This window comes from Bradyrhizobium sp. F1.13.3 (assembly GCF_040548265.1).
Lineage (GTDB): Bacteria > Pseudomonadota > Alphaproteobacteria > Rhizobiales > Xanthobacteraceae > Bradyrhizobium.
Genome location: NZ_JBEPRI010000013.1, coordinates 1 through 20,263 on the forward strand (window position 1 = coordinate 1; position 20,263 = coordinate 20,263).

Below are 20,263 nucleotides of genomic sequence, written 5' to 3' on the forward strand. Positions count from 1 at the left end.
AGGTGCCGTTGCCGTTGTTGACCAGGCTGCCGCCGCCGCTTGCGATGCTCACCGCGGTGATCGACAGCGAGGCGCTGTCGACGTCCGTGACCCCCGCCAGCAGGGTGGTCGCGCTGATGGAGTAGCTGGTATCCTCGGCCCCCGCCGCCAGCGTCACCGGTTTAGCCACCGGTGCAGCGTTGGTGGCAACCGAGCTGTCGAAACTCACGTTGTCCGCCACAAGTGCCGACAGCTTCACATTCTTCACCGTAACCGTTTCGCTGTTTGACAATTTTACAACGACGTCCGTCCCCACCTGCTTGCTAGCGGCTTTGAAGACGGAAAAGCTTGAAAAGCCGTAGTTCGCAACTCGCAATACATCGCCGCCTACTCCGGCAGCGAAGTCCGCAATCGTGTCGGAACCATAACCTTTCGAGACGACGAATGTGTCACGTCCCGCCCCTCCCGTGAGGAGGTCATTTCCAGCGCCCCCAAAAAGAATGTCGGCGCCAGACGTTCCAGAAAGCACACTCGTGTAAGCGCCGCTCAATTTGGTTTGTTTTGCCATGACTGCTTGCCCTTTTTCATGCAGCAAGCAATCAAATGCCCCTCAATCCGAACTTAGCAGGAAGCCAACAAGTTGAATGATGTGCGCGAGGACGACCGATACACTTAACGGCCCCCTAAATTCTTGCTCATCTAGAAGCAGAGGCCCGGGAAATTACGGATATGAGTTCTGCGCGCACTACAGCAGGAATTGGCCTGGAGCAGATGCTCTGGAGCATTATGGGAGTTTCAGGTGACCGCTCCTTCGAAGTCAACAACAGCGCAATTGGAAACCTCTGCTTGACGCGCAATGTCATATTTCGCATTAGCGGAGCAGCACTTCTAAAAGAATTGGTCCGAGCAGCGGGTATGGCACAATGTATGTTCAAAATCCGATCTGGGTGCTAGGGGCGTCAGTCGTGGCGCTGACAGTGAGCTACGGTACAAGCGCCGTTGCCGGTCCGAGTGCCGACGCTGCACGCAAATGCATGCGCTTTTCTTATCTGGCGTATCCCTACAAACGACCCGGCTCGGCCCCCGGAACGGCAGATCGTCAGACCTACTTCAAGGAATGCATGGGCAAGGACGGCAATGTTCCCGAGCCAGCTCACCCGGCCAGCTCCCCAAAGAGCGACGGTTAGAGGCGACGAGGCGCTCCCCCAGCGACGACCCTTTCGCTGCTATTTCTCGGTGCTCCCATCCTCAACCTTGCCGCCGTTGGCGACGCACTTGTTGAAGAAAGCCCGCTGATCCTTGCCGCTGCCCTTGGCACTGCCCGCTGCGGGATTGCCCGGTTCGCGAAGCGGAAACTGCTTTGCCGCGAGAGCGCCGCACCTTTTGGCGACCTCGACAGTGATCGCAGATGCCGGACTAGTGGCCGAACCAAAAAGTGAACAGAGAAAAATGGAGGCCGCGAAGCCGGGGGTTAATCTGATGCGCACAATGCCCCTCCCTGCCGAATGGGTGCTGACACTTTCAGTCCCCTCGGCTAATGCGCCGTACACTAGTTTCTTTTGAGAATTTTGAAACACCGGATTATAATAGTAAATGATCCATCGGCGGGTACCCAAACCGTATGTCGTCCCGTGATTTGCGAGTGCCCCGCCTAGACGAAGGAGAACAGACCGGGTCTGAGGTCCAGTTTGCGCTCGTCATCGCGCGCATGATCGATACCGTTAAGAGCGACCCGGAGCTGATGCGCCGGACTGTTTACGATCTCGCGCGCCACAAGCTTCAAGAGCAACTCGGCAGTTCTGGTCCGGCCGAGATGAAGCAGGCCGAATTGGCGCTTGAAGCTGCCATTCGCGGTGTCGAGCAATTCTCGCAGGAGCAGATTTTTCCGGCACCATCTATGGCCCCGCAGTTTGAGGCGCCCATGGCGGTCCCGTATTCCCCTCGCACAACACCTCCCTTTGCCGCCCGGCTGGGGTTCAAATCCGTTGCTGAACAGCGGCATCGCCTTTTCTGGACTACCGCCAAGCGCACAGCCGTCGTGCTGTTGGTCGCTTCATTGACTGTTGCGGTGGTCTCTCAACGCGAGCGCCTTGGCTCGCTTGGACAGGTGGTTCAGAACTATGGAAAATCCACGTCGCCGCCGGCACCTGAGGCGTCGCCCTCGCCGAGCGCGAACTTACCGCCGAAACCTGCTGCCCCGCAGCCGGGTTCGCTGCTTCCGAGGGAGTACGGCATTTACGCGATCGGCGAGAGCTCATTTACTGAATTGCAGCTGCTGCCCGGACGCCCGCCTGACGTCCGGATCGCCGTTTCGGCCGCGTTCAAGCTTCCCAGGAGTGCAAGCCTCCCGAATGGACACCCCAAGTTCCTGGTGTTTCGTCGCGATGTGGCGACGAACATTTTGGAGCGAGCCGAGGTGCGCGTGATCGCAAAGATCACGCGGGAATTTTCCAGCGAAGCTGCTGGAAAACGGCCCGGCGAGGATGATGTCTGGGTTATAAGAAATTTCTCGTATCCATACCGGGTTTCTCCGGTGCCCGAGAATTCCGAGATGTACGAGGTCCACAGTGAGGATCCAGGGCTGGAACTCCCACCGGGCAATTACGCGCTGATCCTCAAGAACCAGGCCTATTACTTCAGCGTCGCTGGCGAGATTGCCGATTCCAGGCAGTGCATCGAGCGGGTTGTCACTACAAACGGCACCTTTTACTCGGCCTGCAAGAAGCCGTAGCCCTTCAAATATGCCCGCCGATGCCTAGCTTAGTGGGGGACGATTGAGTGGCCCAAACGAGGGAGATTCCGATGAAACCGAAACTATTTGCGATCTTGCCGCTTATTTTATCTCTCGCCGCACCGGCCTTTGCGCAAGGGACGCAGCAGAAGAATACGTCAGTCCGCACACAAGGCTCTACTGCTGGAACCCGACCGCCGGTGGCGACGCAGCCCAGCAACAATCCGTTTCAGAACCCGATTGGCCAGGGAGTGCCACCCGCGGCTTCGTCGAATCCCAACGCCAACAGCAACCGAACCAATGTGCCGCGCTAGATAGCTGAGAGATCGCGAATGGTGGTCTGGGCCAATTTCACTCAAGCTTGACTTCGACTTCGATCACGGACGTTCCATCAGCACCAAGCGAGCTGCCGCTGATTGATAAGCGGAAATGATCGGAGCCTTTTTCAATTACGTCGGCGATATAGCGGAACGATGGGCCACCCAGAACTAAACGACCCGATTTCGGCACTTCGATGATTGCTATCTTGTCGATCATCAATGTCGACCAGCGCAGCCCTTGGATGCATTGGGCGCCGGCTTTCACCGTCATTGACCAGCGCACAGTGTCAGATCGCAGCTTGAATGGCTGCGGGTGGAGGATGCACACGCCCCCTGCAGAGACTTCGGTCGACACCCCCATTATCGTCTGGATTAGAAACACACCTACTCTCAATCGGATAAGTGGGGTCATGAAAGGCTTCTTGGGCTGATCTGCACCGGTCCACTGCGCGCTGGATGACGTGGTCGGATCTGGAACGGCGTCACCTCGGCCACGCTTCGTCTGTCAAAAAATACTCTAGTGGTTAGTATGATCGTGCAAGCTCCCACTCCAATGCACTCCCGATGATCGCCTCCAGACTGTCGAACTTTGGTCTCCAGTCTAGTTGCGAGATTGCGACGCGGGGATCTGCGATGAGTCTAGCCGGATCACCTGGCCGCCGCGCCGCCTTGCGAATGTCGAGCTTCTTCCCTGATAACTGTTCAACGGCGTGTAGGACCTCCAGCACAGAATAGCCGCGGCCATAGCCGCAATTCGCAATTATATTTCCTACACCATTTCTTAGACGTGCCAACGCAAGTCGGTGAGCGTCAGCTAGATCCTTAACATGGATATAGTCGCGAACGCAGGTCCCATCTGAAGTGGGATAGTCAGTCCCGAATACCTCGACGAACGGCCTTTTACCAATCGCTGCCTCGCTTGCCGCCTTGATCAGGTGACTAGCGCCTCGCGTCGACTGTCCGATGCCTCTCTGCGGATCGGCTCCCGCTACATTGAAGTATCGCAGGACCGCGTAGCTGATTGGATGCACTCTGGAAACATCTTCGAGCATCCACTCCGACATCAGCTTGGATCGTCCGTAGGGCGATTGCGGTCGAATTAGACCGCCTTCATCGACGGGTCGCAATCCCTCGCAGCTATAGATAGCCGCAGTTGACGAGAAGATAAAATGCGGCACTCTACCCGCGACAGCGGCCTCGATCAGGGCTCGTGTCTTGCTGGTGTTGTTCCGATAGTAGCGAAGCGGGTCTGCGACCGAGTCAGGAACGACGATCGAGCCGGCGAAGTGCATAATCGCATCGACATTGTGTTCGGCAATAAGGCGAGACACCAGCGTCATGTCGCCTACGTCTCCAACAACCAAACGGGCATTCCGAGACACAGCAGCTTCAAAGCCAGTGGACAGGTCGTCGAGCACGACGACGGCTTCGCCAGCGTCAGTAAGGTCCAGAACTGTTTGGCTGCCGATGTAGCCTGCTCCTCCCGTGACCAGTATTGGCATGTGCGATGTTCCCGTCGGCGGTCTTCAGTGGAAGTAGGGCGATTCTGCGCGAGCCCCATACAGACGTCTAATCCGATGGATCAACCATCGGCCCACTTCGAGGACGGCGATCTTCGCAAAACGAAAGCCTCGTGCAGCCAAGCGACGTGCGTCTTTCGAGTGCCAATTGCGTCTCAGATCAACAGCGATCTCATCCCCATAGTATCGGACCCAAATCCGTCGTCCAAGCAGACGATCTTCCTCCAGTAGAGGCGTGCCCAACGTACGGGGCCTTTGGCGGTCGTTGATGCGGAGCACCCATTTCAGCATGACGGACGGATCTGCGGACATGTTCTGCCCGTGCCAACGATAGAGCGCAACGACCTCAGGGTGAGAACGGATTCGATGTCTCGCCGCCATGCGGAAATAGACATCATAGTCCTCACAACGAGGCAAGGACACGTCGAACCCCCCGATGTCGCACAGTTTCTGCCGATCATAGATAACGGTGGCATGCATGCCAATGGCGTTACCCGTCAAAAAGGCGCGAAAAGCGTCGGGGCCGATGTCCGAATAAACGTCTTCACCGAGCGGCTCGCCTTGAGGTCCCACGCGGCGGTGCGCGCCATAGGCCAGGCCTATGCATGGACTAAGGGCATGGCAGGCTAGGCCTGCCCGTACCGCATTGGGCATCAGAAGATCATCGGCATCGAGAAAAACGACGTAGGATGACGACGCTGCAATGAGCCCGGTATTGCGTGCCGCCGCAAGTCCCGCATTATGCTGCGTGACCAGCCTGACGCATGGATAACGGGCCACGACGGAAGCCGGATCGTCCGTTGATCCGTCATCCACGACGATGATCTCGTCAAACGGCACGGTCTGCGCAAGCGCGCTTTCGATTGACGCGGGCAAGAAGTGAGCCTGCTGATAGGTATTTATTACGAGTGCGATTGAACTGGTCATGAACCTCGTCCGTGACCGGCAAGGCCGGGTCACAAACCATCAGCCTCCCGGCCGCACATCCCCAAAAACGTAGAAGAGCATATTCCATCGCGCTTCCGCAAGCGCACGCATACTTGGCCCCAACTGGGTCCGTTAGCGGTAGTTATTATTGTTAATCAGCGGCTCACCCCCGTCTTGCGACCCTCACGAGGGTTGAAATCTCGGGCTCGCATCGCCTATCTTTGGACGGACAGTGCAATCAACGGACGGTGCGTCTCGCGAGCATCCGGACCTAAGGGAGCGTAAGGAGCTGGAAGTGTGAATCCCAGCGGCGCTAAATTCTCACAGTCTTTGCGTTCAAACAGTATGGCGAATAATAATTGCGGCGCGGGACATCTTGAAGATACGCTTGGGCAAGCGCGTCCGGCCGATATCAGCGTCATCGTTGTTACCTACAACCACGAAAGCTTCATTGCGCAAGCAATCGAGAGTGTACTGGCGCAGTCGACAGATCGCCTTCTCGAGGTAATCATCAGCGAAGACAGGTCCACGGACCGCACGCGCGATATTGTAAAAAGCTATGCAAGGCGTGACAAGCGCATTCGCTTAATGCTTTCGGAACGGAACATTCGTACAAATGAAGTGGTTGCCAGAGCGATAAGGAATGCGGCGGGACGTTATGTTTGCATTTTAGACGGTGACGATTACTGGCTGGAGAATGATAAGCTCGAGCAACAGGCAAATTTTCTCGATGCCAACCCGCGTTACTCCGCTGTTTTTCACAACGCCCTGATCGAGGATGGGTTTCCCGCCAAGCGTCGCTGGACCAGACCTGATCTACCGAAGATGTTTACTTTGAAAGAGATCTGGGAAGGCAACCCATTTGCCACCTGCGCCGGCATGCTTCGCCGCGCGTGTCTCGAAGGTCTGGGCAGCTGGTATGACGCATTGTTCCCCATCACGGATTGGTCACTCTACATCCTTTGCGCGGAGCACGGGCCAATCGCGTTCGCAGACGAAATTGTCGGAGCTTATCGGCAGCATCCGAGTAGCGAATATTCAGCCCTTTCGAGCCATGAAAAAATGGATCGGACCTCATGCTTCTATCGCAGGATGGGAAAGACTGGAGGTGCCTCACGAGGGGCTTTCGCTCGGGAAGGTTGCTCGCGGTATTTTTTTGATTGGGCAACGGTTTACGCAGGGAACGGGCAGTTTCGGTTAGGATGGGATTGCCTTTGGCGAAGCGTGAAAGGAGGGGGTATCGGACGCTCCGTCACGTGGGTCGACGCGTGCCGGCTAGCCATTCGTCTTGCCATGGGAGGACTACATTAGCGATAGCTTGCTTGGTCCTGCCTCGATCTTTCGACCGCGCGTCCTTCCGATCACAGATGGCGAGCCGCGGCCGACTTGGTCGATCATAGTTCCGACATTCAACAGTGGGCGTTTTCTCGAGCAAACATTACGAAGTGTTCTGGACCAGGACTCGGGCATCGCGCAGATGCAGATCGAGGTGGTTGACGATGCATCAACAAGAGATGATCCCGCCGAGATAGTTCGGCGCCTGGGAAAAGGGCGCGTAACATTTTATCGCCAACCTGCGAACGTCGGACATATTCGAAATTTCGAGACTTGTCTGAATCGCGCTCGAGGCCACCTAGTACACCTTCTTCATGGGGACGATTTCGTGTCGCCAGGGTTCTATGCGGCTCTTGAACGAGGGTTTAACGCTGATCAAAACGTAGGAGCGGCTTTTTGCCGTCATGCTTTTGTAGACTCGGAAAGTCGTTTCAGGTCGTCTTCGGCATTGGAACGAGTCGAGGCGGGCTGCCTCGAAAATGGGCTGGCTCGTCTTGCAGAAGAGCAACGAATCACCACGCCTTCGATAGCCGTGCGTCGTACGGTGTACGAGCACCTGGGCGCCTTCGACGAGAGGCTAATATGCAGTGAAGACTGGGAAATGTGGGTCAGGATCGCCGCTCAATACAAGGTCTGGTACGAGCCGCGGCTACTAGCAAGCTATCGGATGCACGAGGACTCGAATACGGGCCGACACAGAAGGCTGGCACAGGAGTTGGAATATTCGCGACAGGCCATCGCGATATTCCGTGGCTACCTGCCGAAGCAATTTCGCTATGCGGCACGTCGCGCTCGGAATATTTATGCCAGCGTGGCTTTGACGACAGCAGAAGAGTTTTGGTTGCGAGGCGATATTGAAGCAATGGATGCCCATCTCAAGTGCGCGCTGCGGCTAAGCTGCTCCCCAAGAATCCTGATGCGCTTCTGTCGGCTCTTTTCGAAGAGACGCAGAACGGTGAGCAGCAAATGATAACCGCGCCAGCCATGTATTCTTCGCCAGTGCGAGTGGCCGTGGCAGGCTGCGGTGCAGTTTCTCGTCTATACTACGCGCCGGCTTTACGGCGGCTCCAGGCAGCTGGTCGCCTCCATGTTGAAGCGGTCTTTGATCCGGATCTGAAAGCCGCGGGCATCTTTGCAAAGAACTTCACGGGGCCAAGAAAGGTGTCATCCTACGGCGACCTGCTAGGTAAATCGACCGAATTGATAATCCTCGCGTCACCGCCGGAATTTCATCCGCAACAGGCCATTGACGCACTGGAATCGGGCATCGCGGTCCATTGTGAGAAGCCGCTTGCGATGAGTGCCAAGGACGGCCAACTCATGGTCGAAACCGCAGCTAGATGCAACCGATTACTGTCCGTCGGGCTAATGCGCCGTCGGTTTGCGGCTACCCGGTCGATACGGGAATTGCTTCACTCCAAGTTCCTCGGGGACGTGACCTCCATTGACATTTTTGAGGGAGGCCCCTTCGATTGGCCTGTGGCATCTCCGGAGTATTTTACCCGGCACCAGAGTGGCGGGGGTGTACTGTTGGACATCGGCACACATGTTCTTGACCTCCTCCGGTGGTGGTTCGGCGAACCGCTTTCCGCCGTCTACGAAGACGACTCCATGGGTGGAGTCGAGGTAAATTGCCGAATTGTTCTAAGGTTCCGCAACTTTGACGCGAATATCCGACTCAGCCGGGATTGGGCACGACCCAATCGTTATTTTATTCGGGCAACCAAGGGCTGGCTCACATGGACCGCAAACGAGGCCAGAAGCTTTGCCGTCGGCCTTCATGGGGCTAGTTCGGCCGCTGAGGTGCTCCTTTACCATCCGACCAACCAGGGCATTGAACCTGCCCTTGGGTCCGCCGGTCGGGATTTTGAGTTCGCCTTCGATTCGCAGCTGGAGGCAACGATTGCGGCTCTAACCGGGCAAGCGGAAATTGTTTCCGGAGCTGACGCCCTCGCCACTTTAAAACTCATCGAAGGATGCTATGCAACACGGGTTCCAATGTCTGCCGGCTGGATGCTTTAAACGCAAGCACGCGAATTTGGATGCGGAATGATGCGAGAGATCGCAATTTTAGGTGCGAGCGGATTTATCGGCAATCGAACCGTCGAGATGTTTCAACGCGATGGTGGCGTGCATGTGCGCCCCGTCGTCCAGCGACCCTCGCGAGCTGCGCTGCCACGACGTTTTGATCTTCCGGTTCGTGTCGCTGATGCCCTCGATACGGAATCTCTGACTTCTGCCTTTGAAGGCTGTGACAGTGTCATCATGGCAATAGCAGGTCCTCCGGAGACGATCGTCCGCTCTGTAGAGCCTGTCTATCGCGCGGCAATGAAATCGAACGTGAGACGGCTGATTTATCTCAGCTCGGCCTCTGTTCACGGGCAGGCGCCGGCAAGTGACGTAAACGAGACGACGCCTCTCTCCAGACGACAGCCGCTTGCTTACAACAAGGCGAAAGTCGTTGCGGAGCAAAAGCTTGAGCAACTACGCAAGGTTGGTCCGGTCGAAGTCGTCATATTGCGGCCCGGCATTGTCTTTGGCCCGCGGTCGCAATGGACCGGTGGTGTCGCAGACGAGATTCTAAATGGCACGGCATACCTTACCGAAGGTGGGTGGGGCGTATGCAATTCGATCTACGTGGACAATCTTGTCCACGCGATCAAGTTGGCGCTGGTTGCGCCGAATGCCGATGGCAAGGCTTTTCTTTTGGGGGATGCGGAAACAGTCACGTGGCGAGACCTCTATCTTCCAATCTGCGAGGCGCTGGGTTACGATCTCGGCGATTTACCAACGCCAAAGATGGCAGACGTTATGGATGAGCGCCCCTCAATAGCGCAGAGGCTGCGGGCAACGAATCTCTTTCGAAGCCTGCGCTGGCTTGTTCCGCGCCCGGCACGAGCAGCCGTGAAGGCGGCCCTCCGTGAGATGCGTCAGCCTCTCAGGACGGAAAGCCAAACCTCTTATCCCGTTACGCTAGAGCGCGCGTTGTTGCACACCTCGTCATGCCGGCCTCCCTACGCTCGCGCCCAACGCGAATTGGATTATTGCCCCCCTATAACCTTCGAAGAGGGCTGCCGGCGATCGGTCGAGTGGCTTGGTTTTGCTGGTTACCCGGTTAAGGGCACGTCGAGCTACGCCAGAGCCGCTCGGCAAGCATCTGCTAGCCTATCACCGATCGACCTGATCTCGCGCTCGTAAAACCTAACAGATTCGGATTTGATGAGTCTTTTCAGGGCGGACATGTCGATCTATCTGAGCTGATAGCGAGACTCGCTAGGCCGAAACGCGCCGTCAGGAGTTAGGGGTGTTGAGACTTATGGCTCCCAAGGTCAGCTGCATTATTATCGTCTACAACGGAGAGAAGTTCCTAAACGAAGCGGTCGAAAGCGTAATAGCGCAAAGTTTCGCCGATTGGGAGCTTCTTATCGTCGACGACGGTTCAACAGACTCAAGTCTTGAAATCGCGCAGAGATTTGCCCAAACCTTTCCCAATATCATTCGTTCGTTGCATCATGCCGATGGAGGGAATCATGGAATGAGCGCAACGCGCAACCTTGGACTTTCGCACGCGCGAGGCGACTACATCGCCTTTCTGGATGCTGACGACGTGTGGCTCCCTAACAAGCTCATGGTACAGGTCGCCGTCCTTGACGCGCAACCTGGTGTAGGCGCGACCTACGGAAGAGCGCTCATTTGGCATTCATGGGAGGGAGGCACGGCGAAAGAAGCAGATTTTTTTTACGAGCTCGGGGTAACGCCAGATCACACTTATTATCCGCCCACACTGCTCCTTTCCCAACTGCTAAACATCTACCAGAGCCCAACCACAAGCGGCTGTCTTTGTAGACTAGCGCTGGTGAACGAGGTTGGCGGGTTCGAGCCTGCCTTCAAGGGCATGTTCGAGGACGCCGTGTTCTTTGCCAAGGCCCTATCAATTGCCCCCTTTTTCGTCTCTGAGAAGGTACTTTTCAAGTACCGTCAGCACAGCTCAAGTGCCGGCGCCATCTCTGCTGCAGAAAATCGAGATGTTTGGACCCGCCTACGTTTCCTGCTTTGGTTCAAAAGATACGTTCGAAAATCAGCTCCAGATCCAAGGGTTATTAAGTTAGTTGCGTCACTCATCCGCAAGCAATTCTGGCTGGTGGCATCTGAGCATTTGAAATCCATCTTTCGTAAACACAAGGCGTCTTGCGCAAGTTGATACCAAGCTAATGCCGGCTATTTCCATCATCACTCCCGTTCGTAACCTCGAGCAATATCTATCTGCTGCGATCGAAAGCGTGCGAGCGCAAACGTATGACGACTGGGAGATGATCATCGTGGATGATGGATCGTCCGATCGAAGCTTCGAAATCGCGACCTCGGCCGCGGCAGAAGATTCGAGAATCTGTCCCATTCGGTCAGATGGTCGTGGCGCAGCAGCGGCTCGCAACACCGGATTGAGGATTGGGCGCGGTAGGTTTATCACATTTCTTGATGGCGATGACCTGTTCGAACCGGAAAAGCTTGAAAAGGATATAAAGGTATTTGAAGCCAATCCCCAGGCGATGTTGACGTACGGACCGACCTTGTGGTGGTTTTCCGACGATCCTTCTCGCAACTGGGCGGAGCAGATGTCGGGCGAGTCCGGCCGTTTGCACATAGCACCAAAGCTGCTTGACAAGGTCATCCTTCGTCAGCGCTCCCAGGTTCCTTGCATTTGCGCAGTCATGGTCCGTCGCGAGGCTTTGCAGTCCGTTGGAGGATTCCATGAATCGTTCCAACTCTATGAGGATCAGACTCTCCTGGTAAAACTGTTGCTGCGCTATCCAGCGTTCGTGACCGACACCCCGACCAGCCGGTATCGGCAACATGCCCACTCCACGTCAGCCCGGGCCACCGAAACCGGGGATTACGATCGCATGAAGCCTCACCCTGCGCGTGTTATTTTTCTTGAATGGATTAACGCCTATATCGTCGAGTCAGACCTGATGACTTCCCGGCTGGATAGGTCGATACGTTTCGCATTTGCACGCAGTCTGGCACCGCGTTTTCCCATAACCCTGCAGGATAGAATTGACCTCGCCGCCGAAACCGGCCACTTGCTAGCCCAAAGGTTAAAACCAAGGCACATCTTAAGGAAAGCTTACAGGCTAATCCGCTCTCAATAAGGAAGACAGCCGCCCAATACTGCTCGCGATCTGCACCGCAATATGTCCGCTCGTCATCGGCTGCCCGAAAGTAGCACCATTCGAACTTCGAAAATTAATGTGACCGATGTTCCGAATGGCAGTCACTTTTCGGCCAGATCTACATTGTGGTAATTGAGAGGGCGCCCTACCAATGTTGGCGCTATTGGTCATGAGATTATTCTCCCCTGAATCTCGCGTCAGATTATCGGCGCCTTCGCCGCAACGAATTCCGACGCTAAGGGATTACTCGCACAGATGATCGCGGTCATCATAACTGCTTATAATCAGGCTCGCTTTTTAGAAGAGTCTATCCAGAGCTGTCTTCGCCAAAGGCGGCCTCCTGACGAAATCATTGTGGTTGATGATGGATCGGCTGACGATCCCGCTTCAGTCGTTGAACGGCATCCAAAAGTACGACTCATTGCGCAGGATAATCGCGGTTTGGCAGCCGCTCGCAACGCTGGTCTAGCGGCTGCGGCATCGGACTACATTACCTTCTTAGACGCCGACGATCGTTTGCTGTCAGGAGCCCTCGAGATAGGCGAGCGGATGCTGGCGAGGCATCCGGAGGCGGTTCTGGCTTATGGCGCCTATCGCTATATAGATTCGGCTGGTGAGATTATCTCCGGCAAAAACTACGTTGCGAAGCTTGATGATCCGTATCTTCAGTTTCTCAGGATAGGCAACTTTATTGGTATGCACGCAACCGTTATCTATAGAAGCGACAGGCTTGCGGCGGTTAATGGATTCAACGAGGCTATGCTGGCTTGCGAAGACTATGAGCTGTTTGCGCGATTAGCTAAGATCGGTCCACTCGTTTCGCACGACAATGTCATAGCCGAGTATCGAATGCACAATGCCAACATGTCCAGGAATCGGCCGATGATGCTTGCAGCCGCGCTAAAGGTATTAGATGGCCAGCTAACCGGCAACATCTCGGCGAATGTCCAACTCGCTGTGCAAGAGGGTAGACGGTTCTGGAAGGACTATTATGCGAGCGAATTGAGTGAGGATGCTTTCAAGCTTTTCGGAACAAAGCCTATTAGATCTATCCGCATGTCACTGCAGGCGATGACGATGTCCCCCGCTGCCGCGCTTGAGATAATAACATCGAGGGTCAAGTCCAAGATTAAGAATCATCTACGATCATTTATCTAGCCGCGAAAACGATGAGCTTCTCTGATCTGATCGAACCGATTTGTTTGCGGCGTGTTGGTTTAGTCGATAACACGCAATTCCGCTGAATGAGACAGCCGCACGATGCCATGATGCTCCCTTAGATAGGGCCAATACGAACCGTTGACGGTCGCCGCGACGACCTCAAAGCTGACGCAGGCCTCCGCCGATAGCCTTGGCTCATCCTCTCCCCAGGCAAAAAGCGAGTACCCCGCGACGTAAGTCCCCGGCAGCAAGCAGAGCGAGCGTACATTAAACACGACTTCGACCGGCTGCGTTATGTCGAACTGGTCGACGCCCTCGGCCAAGCTTTCGAGAGACGAGATTAAAGCTCCCTCCTGATCGAAAATATCGACCTGTGCGACGCCTCGCTTGAACGACTGCTTGGCTCCCAGCCGCAGCGCAAAATCGTAGTCCCCACCGAATTTGAGATGATCGCATACGGTCTTGGATGATGGTTCGAGAATGCGAAGTTCTCCCCAAAGCTCGACTGTCCCAGTCCGTTCACCGTGGACGGATCGAGGGGTCAAGTCCAGCAGATAGGCATCGATGACGGGAGAGGCTGCGCCGACCTGCTTCAGATGGCCGCCCTCCAGATAGACCGCCATGTCGCAGAGCTGCCGGACCATGGCCATGTTGTGGCTCACGAACACCACGGTTCGCCCCTCCCCTGCGGCATCCTTCATCTTGGCGAGAGACTTGCGCTGGAAATCGGCATCCCCGACCGCCAAGACTTCATCCACCAGAAGGATATCGGGCTCAAGATGCGCAGCGATTGCGAAAGCCAGGCGGACATACATTCCAGAGGAATAGCGCTTGACGGGCGTCTCCATGACGGAGCCGATGTCAGCGAATTCTATGATGCGATCCAGCTTCGACGTGATCTCGGACTTGCTCATTCCGAGGATCGCACCGTTGAGATAAATATTTTCGATCCCATCGAGCTCAGGATGGAAGCCTGCGCCCACTTCAAGCAGACTGCCTACGCGTCCCCTCAGTCTGGCCTCCCCCTCCTCCGGCTCGGTAATCGACGTCAGCACCTTGAGAAGCGTCGTCTTGCCCGAGCCATTGCGGCCGATTATTCCGCAAACACTCCCAACCGGGACGGAGAACGTGACGTCCTTCAACGCGTAGAACTCGCCGTTCGATCGCGCCCGCCGTTCGCGTCGGCGAGCAAGAAGCAGCGCGACTTCTTCACGCAGGGAACTCATGCCAATGGCCCCGCGGCGATATCGCTTCGAGAGCCCTTGAACTTCGATGGCCGGCCGGTCCTGCATCTCAGATCGTATCCATGACATTGCGCTCAACGCGCTGATAGAGCAGAACGCCAAACGCCAGAACGACACCCGTCGTGAAAAGCGATGCAAGGAACTGCCCGGGCGTGAGCATCGACTCGCCGAGTAAGCACCAGCGACTCTCCTCAACGATCGCAGCTAGCGGATTGGCAAGGCTCGCCACCGCCCTGAACTGCTCCGGGATAGCGGAGAAAGGATAGAGCACCGGGGTCACGAACATCGCCACCTGGACCAGGAACGCCGTCATGAAGCCCAAGTCTCGATACTTGGCCGTCGACGCTCCAAGAACGAGCCCTAGCCCTAGCGAGAACGCTGCGAGATGGAGCACCACCAGAGGAAACAAGAGAATGCGCCATGAAACCCCGTCCGTCTTTCCCATCCATTGGAAAGCCGTAAGGAAAACGAGGACAATAGCGAACTGAATCAGGAGCGCCGCTGCACTGGAAATCAGAGACGACAACGGAACTATTATGCGAGGGAAGTAGACTTTGTTAAAGAGGTGTTCGTTCTCAATAAAAACCTGACTGGTAGCGAAGATGACCTGCGAGAAATAGGACCACACGATGAGGCCCGAAAGGTAGAACAGAGGGGCTGGCTGATTTGCGGTCGACACTCCGGCCAAGCCGCTGATGGTGGCCGTGAAGACCGCCGTCCAGACGAGCGGCTGAAGGAACAGCCAACCAGGGCCAAGCAGTGTCTGCTTATGACGAACCTTGATGTTGCGCAGGGCGAAGAGGAACAGAAGATCACGGTGTTCCCAAGTGCGACCCAGGTTAAGGTCGAACCAGCCGCTCCTACGCCTGATGATCGTGATCCGCTTTGCGCTTCCGGTCATAGAGAAGGATCCTCAATTCTCTTTTCGAACTCGTCGCCCTTCCAATCACCCACGTAAATTCGCGGCAGCGTCAGGGGGTCGTCATTTCGTCTGACAGCGCGGGCCTCCACCGTGCAGGCAAGATCAAAGCCGGCCTCTCGAACCGCTCGCACTGTCGCATCGTTATGCTCACCGAACGGGTAGGCAAAGGAGCGCACAGTGGTGCCCGCAAGTTCTTCGCAGGTGCGCCGGCATTCGGCGATCTCCTTGAACTGAATGTCCGCGCTGTGCGCCGGCAAAGTCGGATGTGTCAGCGTGTGAGCCCCGATCGCGATAAGACCGTCAGAAATATTCCGCACTTCTTGAGCCGTCATCGCCCGATGCATCTCTCGAGCCGCGAGATCACAGGACGACCATCTGCCGATCTCCGCAAGGAGCTGCGTCTGATTATCGTGCGGAAGGGCTCGCAAGCGGCCCCATATTTCCCGAAAGACCCGATCTCGCGCTTCGCGATCCGAGAACGGTGGCACAGCCCAGCGGCATCCATTGCCCGAGATTTCCAGCTTGAGGTTCTCCGGCAAGTGCTCGATCTCAAGGAAGACCCGCGCAACAGCGTCCCACCAAAATTCCCCGTTCGCGCCGATGAGCCCGGTTGTCACGAACAGCGTCATGGGGCAGTCATGCCGCTGCAACACGGGGCGCGCATTCAAATAGACATCATGATAGCCGTCGTCGAAGGTAATGGCCGCAAGCGGCTTGTCCGATGGCGTGCGCTTCCGTTCCAGCTCAAGCAAGTCGTGCAGGTGAACAACACGCCGGGTTCGCTTAAGACGCGCGATCTGCTCCTCGAAGCGCATCGGGTGCACCGCTAGCCCCCAAGGGTCAACCGGGATGTCTGCGACGCGGTGATACATGAGTATGATCGGATCAGCGCCGAACATCTGGCGTCCAATAGATCGCTTTAGCCTTCTTAGCTGCTGCAGTCTCATTCGAGTCGCCTCCTCGCCGTGGCGGCAACAATCACCGGAAAGGACTTGTCGAGCACGTCCAGCTTGGCCTGTGCCACCTCTGAAACCGCTAATCCTTGCAGGAAGCAGACCGCCGCAAAAACGTTCCCGAACGTCTCGACCTCGATATCCTTTTCCTCGAAGGCGGGCGCCAGCAATCGTCCCATTGCGATCTCCGTCAGCGACCAGAACCACGTATGTCTCCATGTTCCCCGATCGATTGGAGAAATTCCGGGCACCGTGACAAGAAGCGTTCCGCCCGGCTTGAGCGCCCCCGCAAGCTCCGCCAACGCGCCCCGCATGTCGAAAATCAGGTGGAGGGTTTGCGTGAGGACGATGCAATCGAACGCTCGTTCAGGCAAAGTCCCTGGGATCGAGAGATCGCCGATAATGGTAGCGATGGGATTCGCCGCGTCGACATGGAGAACATCGCTTTTCTCGACTTTCTTGCCGCCGAACCGGAGCGTATACTCATTGTCGCCGATTTCGAGGACTCTGCCGCGGATCCTGGCGGCGTTGCGGGCCAGGAAGATCTCGACGAAGTAGCGATCGATCGGCACTCCCCTGTCAAAGCCGAAATCGGCGCTGATCGGCTCGGTTCGCCCGAAATCGCCGAAATCGATGGTGCCTGACGGAGGTGTCCAAAGGCGGCGCGACAGCCGCTGACCGATTGGCGCCGGAGCCTTTGCAATTAGACGCTGCAATTGCCGGCGGCCGAATCTTGCGAAGCGACGAAACGCAGACAAGACGCTCATTGGCAATCATCCAATATCGGCTGCGCGGACTCAAGGCGCGGGGCAGGCCATGCCGGGCATACCAATGCAAATCTGTCATTGCGCCCGATCACTGCCGCCCCCATTTGGCGCATGGCTCTTGGTCCTCGCGCGTCCGGCCAGCCAGTTCCGATATTCCTCCGACGCAGCCAGGAAGCCATTTTCCAGCAACTCATCGATCGTCGACAGCATCCTTGCCGTCTCAAGCTTCAGGCAGAGACCCGGCAGCTTCTGCAGCCCTGCCCGATAGCCCGAATACTCGTCACTTGTCAGATAGCCGTAGCGCCCGGTTTTCACGGCTTCGGCGACCTTTGCGTAAAAGGAGCCCACGAAAGGAAAGTGCAGAAGAACACCGGAAAAATCCGCCAATCTGGCGTTCAACGCGTGGTGCCACGCGATGAACGGCTGGATCTTCCCATCCATTCGAAAAAGAGAGACCTTGCTGAGACCATTATTAGTTCCGAAGACTTTTTTCCTGATACCGCCGTGATGGGTCATGATCGCAGGGTTGGCGACCTCACCGAAGGCATATGGCGACTTCTCGATGGCCGATATATCGTAGAATGGGTATTGCGAGCGCAGACCGACGCCGGGTCTGATCCTCGCTTCCGAGATCGGCCCGTCGCTGAACATGTCCAGCATCTGGGTGATCACAGCGTTAAAGCCTCTTCGATCGAGATAGCCGATCAAAGCCTGCAACGATACGCCAGCCGACCCCGGAAAATCGAACTGTTCGTCGACGTCTACGCACAGACACCACCGATCGCGGCAGTACTTGTTCGCCAGATAGCGCTTCATGGTGTTTTCATAGGCGTGATAGGGAGCAGGGCTCGCCAGCAGCGTGACGTCGGCTTGTCTAGAAAGTACTTCGATGGACCGATCGGTCGACCCGTTGTCAAGGATCACGAAATGCTTGATGCCCATCAAGCGATGATGAGCCAGAAATGATTCGAGCCAAGGCTCGCCGTTTCGCATGACACTGATGACAATAACGTCACCAGGCTGGGAAAGCAGCTCAACAGGCCCGCTGAGATGCCTGACCCGGAACGGCAACAGGAATCCCCTCAGCCCGAATTGGACTGCATCAATCTTGTTCACGCGTCCGGGAAGGGAGCGTAATCTATCCAGAACCACAGCAGATCGTCCTTTAACTCTCAGGCGAAGGTGTACTTTGCTCCGCAGACGCAGAGCACCCGGTTACGGCAAGCCCCAATCATCAAAGCGATAAACGTCGCCCACCCGAAAGGCGATCTCGCCACCTCAAAGCCGTCTCCACAATGAAATCAATCTGCGAGTTCGTTGGGTGCCAATCCAATTCTCGTGCGGCCTTTTCGAACGACGCAACGAGCTTCGGCGGGTCGCCTTCACGGCGCGATGCATACAGTACAGCCGGGGCGGTCCCGGCAATGCGTCCAACAGCCTCCACGAGTTGGAGCACGCTCGTACCCACGCCAGTACCGAGATTGAAGACGTGGACTCCGCCTTGCCGGATCAGCATTTCGCCAGCCAGCAGATGTGCCTGCGCAAGGTCTTTAACGTGAATGTAATCCCTGATCGCGCTGCCGTCGAGCGTTGGAAAGTCCGTTCCGAAGACCGTGAACGGACGAGCCGGACTGCGGGCCGCTTCGATCATAAGCGGGATGGCATGGGTCTCGGGCTCGTGACGTTCACCGATCTCCCCGTCAGGATCACAACCTGCCGCATTGAAGTACCTTAGGGAGACCGAAACCGTCCCGTAAGCCTTGCCATAGTGCTCAAGCATGCGCTCGGTGATCATCTTTGTCCAGCCATACGGATTGATTGGTAGTTGCGGATGACGCTCGTCGATCGGCAAGTGTTGAGGGAGACCGTAACTTGCGCATGTACTGGAGAACAAAATGCGACCGCATCCGGCCCCGCGCATCGATTCGAGCAGCGCAAGTGTACCGGCAGTGTTGTTTGCATAGTACAGCGCGGGATCCGTCACCGATTCACCCACATAGGCCGCTGCGGCAAAGTGGGCAACGAGATCTGGCTTGTACATCTCCAGCGCACCTCGTACTCGCGCCCCATCCCGGATGTCGCATTCAATCAGCGGCCCCCACCGCACAGCATCCCGCCACCCCCGCGACAGATTGTCGATGACAACGACGTTCCAGCCTGCCCTGGCGAATTCCTTGCAGCAATGCGATCCGACGTAACCGGCGCCGCCCGTCACCAGAACGGTCCTTTTCATGCTGCACCATCGCGCTGTGTGCCTAGCAATTGGTCAAAATAAGCGATCGTCTTGCCAAGACCGTCGCGCAGCTGAACTGATGGCGACCAGCCAAGCGTATCGTGCGCTAAGCTGATGTCGGGCTGTCGCCGTCTAGGATCGTCGGTTGGAAGGGGCTTGAACTCGATCGCGGACTTCGACCCAGTCAGCTCTATGACAGTCTCGGCAAGCTCCATCATTGTGAACTCGGTGGCATTTCCGAGATTAATTGGTCCTGTGATCCCATCGTCCGTGTCCATCAGACGCATCAGGCCGTCAATCAGATCGTCGACATAGCAGAAGGAGCGGGTCTGCTCACCATCGCCGTAAATCGTGATGGGCTGATCGGTAAGAGCCTGCACAATGAAATTCGAAACCACTCGGCCGTCATTAGCCTGCATGCGCGGACCGTAGGTGTTGAAAATGCGCGCGACCTTGATCGAGAGATTGTGTTGACGCCGATAGTCGAAAAACAGGGTCTCGGCGCAGCGCTTACCTTCGTCGTAGCAGGAGCGCGGACCAATGGGATTTACCCTACCCCAATAGCTCTCGTCTTGCGGGTGCACCTCAGGATCTCCGTAGATTTCCGAGGTCGAGGCCTGCAGGATCCTCGCCTTAACTCTCTTTGCTAACCCCAGCATGTTGATTGAACCGTGAACGCTGGTCTTCGTGGTCTGCACCGGATCGTACTGATAGTGAATGGGACTAGCCGGGCAGGCCAAATTGTATATTTCGTCAACCTCGACATACAGCGGGAAGGTTATATCGTGCCGCATCAGTTCAAAATGAGAATACTTCAGCAGTCCGCTCACATTACTTTTGGAACCCGTGTAGAAGTTGTCGATGCACAGAACTTCGTGTTCAGCGCTAATTAATCGCTCGCAGAGGTGGGAACCTAAAAATCCAGCGCCGCCGGTAACCAAAATTCTCTTTCTCAACGACATAACCCCTTGAAATTTCACGAAATTTACCTTGTAACCGT

21 protein-coding genes are annotated in these 20,263 nt (G+C 56.2%); 9 read left to right on the forward strand and 12 right to left on the reverse strand.

What is annotated here, in order from left to right; translation table 11 throughout:
* Together ABIB66_RS29440 and ABIB66_RS29445 are read right to left on the reverse strand one after the other, a co-directional pair.
* A partial coding sequence (locus ABIB66_RS29440; protein ID WP_354256470.1) for a cadherin-like domain-containing protein occupies positions 1-547 on the reverse strand: 547 nt, incomplete at its 3' end.
* A 658-nt stretch (positions 548-1,205) separates the two neighbouring features.
* Positions 1,206-1,595: a hypothetical protein gene (locus tag ABIB66_RS29445; RefSeq protein WP_354211121.1), complete on the reverse strand. Its 390-nt coding sequence runs from the start codon at positions 1,593-1,595 to the stop codon at positions 1,206-1,208.
* 92 nt (positions 1,596-1,687) lie between these two features.
* Here ABIB66_RS29445 and ABIB66_RS29450 point away from each other — a divergent pair, with 92 nt between their 5' ends.
* A complete protein-coding gene (locus tag ABIB66_RS29450) occupies positions 1,688-2,710 on the forward strand; it encodes a hypothetical protein (protein WP_354256473.1) in 1,023 nt (340 codons plus the stop codon).
* A 71-nt stretch (positions 2,711-2,781) separates the two neighbouring features.
* Entirely contained in the window at positions 2,782-3,024 is a 243-nt protein-coding gene (locus ABIB66_RS29455) for a hypothetical protein (RefSeq protein WP_275172020.1), read from the forward strand.
* A gap of 37 nt (positions 3,025-3,061) precedes the next feature.
* On the opposite strand, the gene ABIB66_RS29460 is transcribed toward ABIB66_RS29455, so the two are convergent.
* The 3 genes from ABIB66_RS29460 to ABIB66_RS29470 form a co-directional block, all read right to left on the reverse strand.
* Positions 3,062-3,385: a hypothetical protein gene (locus tag ABIB66_RS29460; RefSeq protein ID WP_354211123.1), complete on the reverse strand. Its 324-nt coding sequence runs from the start codon at positions 3,383-3,385 to the stop codon at positions 3,062-3,064.
* A gap of 169 nt (positions 3,386-3,554) precedes the next feature.
* A complete protein-coding gene (galE, locus tag ABIB66_RS29465) occupies positions 3,555-4,532 on the reverse strand; it encodes a UDP-glucose 4-epimerase GalE (RefSeq protein ID WP_354256476.1) in 978 nt (325 codons plus the stop codon).
* 24 nt (positions 4,533-4,556) lie between these two features.
* Positions 4,557-5,477 carry a glycosyltransferase gene (locus ABIB66_RS29470; RefSeq protein WP_354211125.1) on the reverse strand — a complete coding sequence of 307 codons (921 nt, stop codon included), beginning with the start codon at positions 5,475-5,477 and terminating at the stop codon, positions 4,557-4,559.
* A 297-nt stretch (positions 5,478-5,774) separates the two neighbouring features.
* Between ABIB66_RS29470 and ABIB66_RS29475 the strand changes: the two genes are divergently transcribed.
* The 7 genes from ABIB66_RS29475 to ABIB66_RS29505 all read left to right on the forward strand — a co-directional run bounded on the left by ABIB66_RS29475 (position 5,775) and on the right by ABIB66_RS29505 (position 13,141).
* Positions 5,775-6,788 carry a glycosyltransferase family 2 protein gene (locus tag ABIB66_RS29475; RefSeq protein ID WP_354211126.1) on the forward strand — a complete coding sequence of 338 codons (1,014 nt, stop codon included), beginning with the start codon at positions 5,775-5,777 and terminating at the stop codon, positions 6,786-6,788.
* 7 nt (positions 6,789-6,795) lie between these two features.
* Positions 6,796-7,782, forward strand: a complete 987-nt coding sequence (locus tag ABIB66_RS29480; RefSeq protein WP_354256479.1) for a glycosyltransferase — start codon at positions 6,796-6,798, stop codon at positions 7,780-7,782.
* Entirely contained in the window at positions 7,692-8,834 is a 1,143-nt protein-coding gene (locus tag ABIB66_RS29485; protein WP_354256481.1) for a Gfo/Idh/MocA family protein, read from the forward strand. The genes ABIB66_RS29480 and ABIB66_RS29485 overlap by 91 nt, the downstream gene beginning before the upstream one ends.
* A gap of 27 nt (positions 8,835-8,861) precedes the next feature.
* Positions 8,862-10,010 carry an NAD-dependent epimerase/dehydratase family protein gene (locus tag ABIB66_RS29490; protein ID WP_354256483.1) on the forward strand — a complete coding sequence of 383 codons (1,149 nt, stop codon included), beginning with the start codon at positions 8,862-8,864 and terminating at the stop codon, positions 10,008-10,010.
* 118 nt (positions 10,011-10,128) lie between these two features.
* Positions 10,129-11,013 (forward strand): glycosyltransferase family 2 protein, encoded by an 885-nt coding sequence (locus ABIB66_RS29495; protein ID WP_354256485.1) that lies wholly within the window; start codon positions 10,129-10,131, stop codon positions 11,011-11,013.
* 10 nt (positions 11,014-11,023) lie between these two features.
* Positions 11,024-11,962, forward strand: coding sequence for a glycosyltransferase family 2 protein (locus tag ABIB66_RS29500; RefSeq protein WP_354211131.1), 939 nt, complete (start codon positions 11,024-11,026; stop codon positions 11,960-11,962).
* A 276-nt stretch (positions 11,963-12,238) separates the two neighbouring features.
* Positions 12,239-13,141, forward strand: coding sequence for a glycosyltransferase (locus tag ABIB66_RS29505; protein WP_354211132.1), 903 nt, complete (start codon positions 12,239-12,241; stop codon positions 13,139-13,141).
* A gap of 59 nt (positions 13,142-13,200) precedes the next feature.
* On the opposite strand, the gene ABIB66_RS29510 is transcribed toward ABIB66_RS29505, so the two are convergent.
* The 7 genes from ABIB66_RS29510 to ABIB66_RS29540 all read right to left on the reverse strand — a co-directional run bounded on the left by ABIB66_RS29510 (position 13,201) and on the right by ABIB66_RS29540 (position 20,225).
* Positions 13,201-14,436: an ABC transporter ATP-binding protein gene (locus tag ABIB66_RS29510; RefSeq protein ID WP_354211133.1), complete on the reverse strand. Its 1,236-nt coding sequence runs from the start codon at positions 14,434-14,436 to the stop codon at positions 13,201-13,203.
* Between the two features lies 1 nt (position 14,437).
* The gene (locus tag ABIB66_RS29515) at positions 14,438-15,289 is read right to left on the reverse strand and encodes an ABC transporter permease (protein WP_354211134.1); all 852 of its coding nucleotides are present in this window, start codon (positions 15,287-15,289) and stop codon (positions 14,438-14,440) included.
* Entirely contained in the window at positions 15,286-16,257 is a 972-nt protein-coding gene (locus ABIB66_RS29520; protein ID WP_354256487.1) for a polysaccharide deacetylase family protein, read from the reverse strand. Before ABIB66_RS29520 ends, ABIB66_RS29515 begins: the two co-directional genes overlap by 4 nt.
* Entirely contained in the window at positions 16,254-17,030 is a 777-nt protein-coding gene (locus ABIB66_RS29525) for a methyltransferase domain-containing protein (protein WP_354211136.1), read from the reverse strand. Before ABIB66_RS29525 ends, ABIB66_RS29520 begins: the two co-directional genes overlap by 4 nt.
* Before the next feature lie 75 nt (positions 17,031-17,105).
* On the reverse strand, positions 17,106-18,146 hold the full coding sequence (locus ABIB66_RS29530; protein WP_354256490.1) for a glycosyltransferase family 2 protein: 1,041 nt from the start codon (positions 18,144-18,146) through the stop codon (positions 17,106-17,108).
* 118 nt (positions 18,147-18,264) lie between these two features.
* The gene (galE, locus tag ABIB66_RS29535) at positions 18,265-19,263 is read right to left on the reverse strand and encodes a UDP-glucose 4-epimerase GalE (protein WP_354211138.1); all 999 of its coding nucleotides are present in this window, start codon (positions 19,261-19,263) and stop codon (positions 18,265-18,267) included.
* A complete protein-coding gene (locus ABIB66_RS29540) occupies positions 19,260-20,225 on the reverse strand; it encodes a UDP-glucuronic acid decarboxylase family protein (protein ID WP_354211169.1) in 966 nt (321 codons plus the stop codon). The genes galE (ABIB66_RS29535) and ABIB66_RS29540 overlap by 4 nt, the downstream gene beginning before the upstream one ends.
* Positions 20,226-20,263: the final 38 nt, after the last annotated feature.

Excerpts from the sequence above, each read along its gene's own strand:
- ABIB66_RS29450 (WP_354256473.1), top strand. The coding sequence starts at position 1,688 with ATGATCGATACCGTTAAGAGCGACCCGGAGCTGATGCGCCGGACTGTT.
- ABIB66_RS29455 (WP_275172020.1), top strand. The coding sequence starts at position 2,782 with ATGAAACCGAAACTATTTGCGATCTTGCCGCTTATTTTATCTCTCGCC.
- galE (WP_354256476.1), bottom strand. The coding sequence starts at position 4,532 with ATGCCAATACTGGTCACGGGAGGAGCAGGCTACATCGGCAGCCAAACA.
- ABIB66_RS29470 (WP_354211125.1), bottom strand. The coding sequence starts at position 5,477 with ATGACCAGTTCAATCGCACTCGTAATAAATACCTATCAGCAGGCTCAC.
- ABIB66_RS29490 (WP_354256483.1), top strand. The coding sequence starts at position 8,862 with ATGATGCGAGAGATCGCAATTTTAGGTGCGAGCGGATTTATCGGCAAT.
- ABIB66_RS29495 (WP_354256485.1), top strand. The coding sequence starts at position 10,129 with ATGGCTCCCAAGGTCAGCTGCATTATTATCGTCTACAACGGAGAGAAG.
- ABIB66_RS29500 (WP_354211131.1), top strand. The coding sequence starts at position 11,024 with ATGCCGGCTATTTCCATCATCACTCCCGTTCGTAACCTCGAGCAATAT.
- ABIB66_RS29505 (WP_354211132.1), top strand. The coding sequence starts at position 12,239 with ATGATCGCGGTCATCATAACTGCTTATAATCAGGCTCGCTTTTTAGAA.
- ABIB66_RS29510 (WP_354211133.1), bottom strand. The coding sequence starts at position 14,436 with ATGCAGGACCGGCCGGCCATCGAAGTTCAAGGGCTCTCGAAGCGATAT.
- ABIB66_RS29515 (WP_354211134.1), bottom strand. The coding sequence starts at position 15,289 with ATGACCGGAAGCGCAAAGCGGATCACGATCATCAGGCGTAGGAGCGGC.
- ABIB66_RS29520 (WP_354256487.1), bottom strand. The coding sequence starts at position 16,257 with ATGAGACTGCAGCAGCTAAGAAGGCTAAAGCGATCTATTGGACGCCAG.
- ABIB66_RS29525 (WP_354211136.1), bottom strand. The coding sequence starts at position 17,030 with ATGAGCGTCTTGTCTGCGTTTCGTCGCTTCGCAAGATTCGGCCGCCGG.
- galE (WP_354211138.1), bottom strand. The coding sequence starts at position 19,263 with ATGAAAAGGACCGTTCTGGTGACGGGCGGCGCCGGTTACGTCGGATCG.
- ABIB66_RS29540 (WP_354211169.1), bottom strand. The coding sequence starts at position 20,225 with ATGTCGTTGAGAAAGAGAATTTTGGTTACCGGCGGCGCTGGATTTTTA.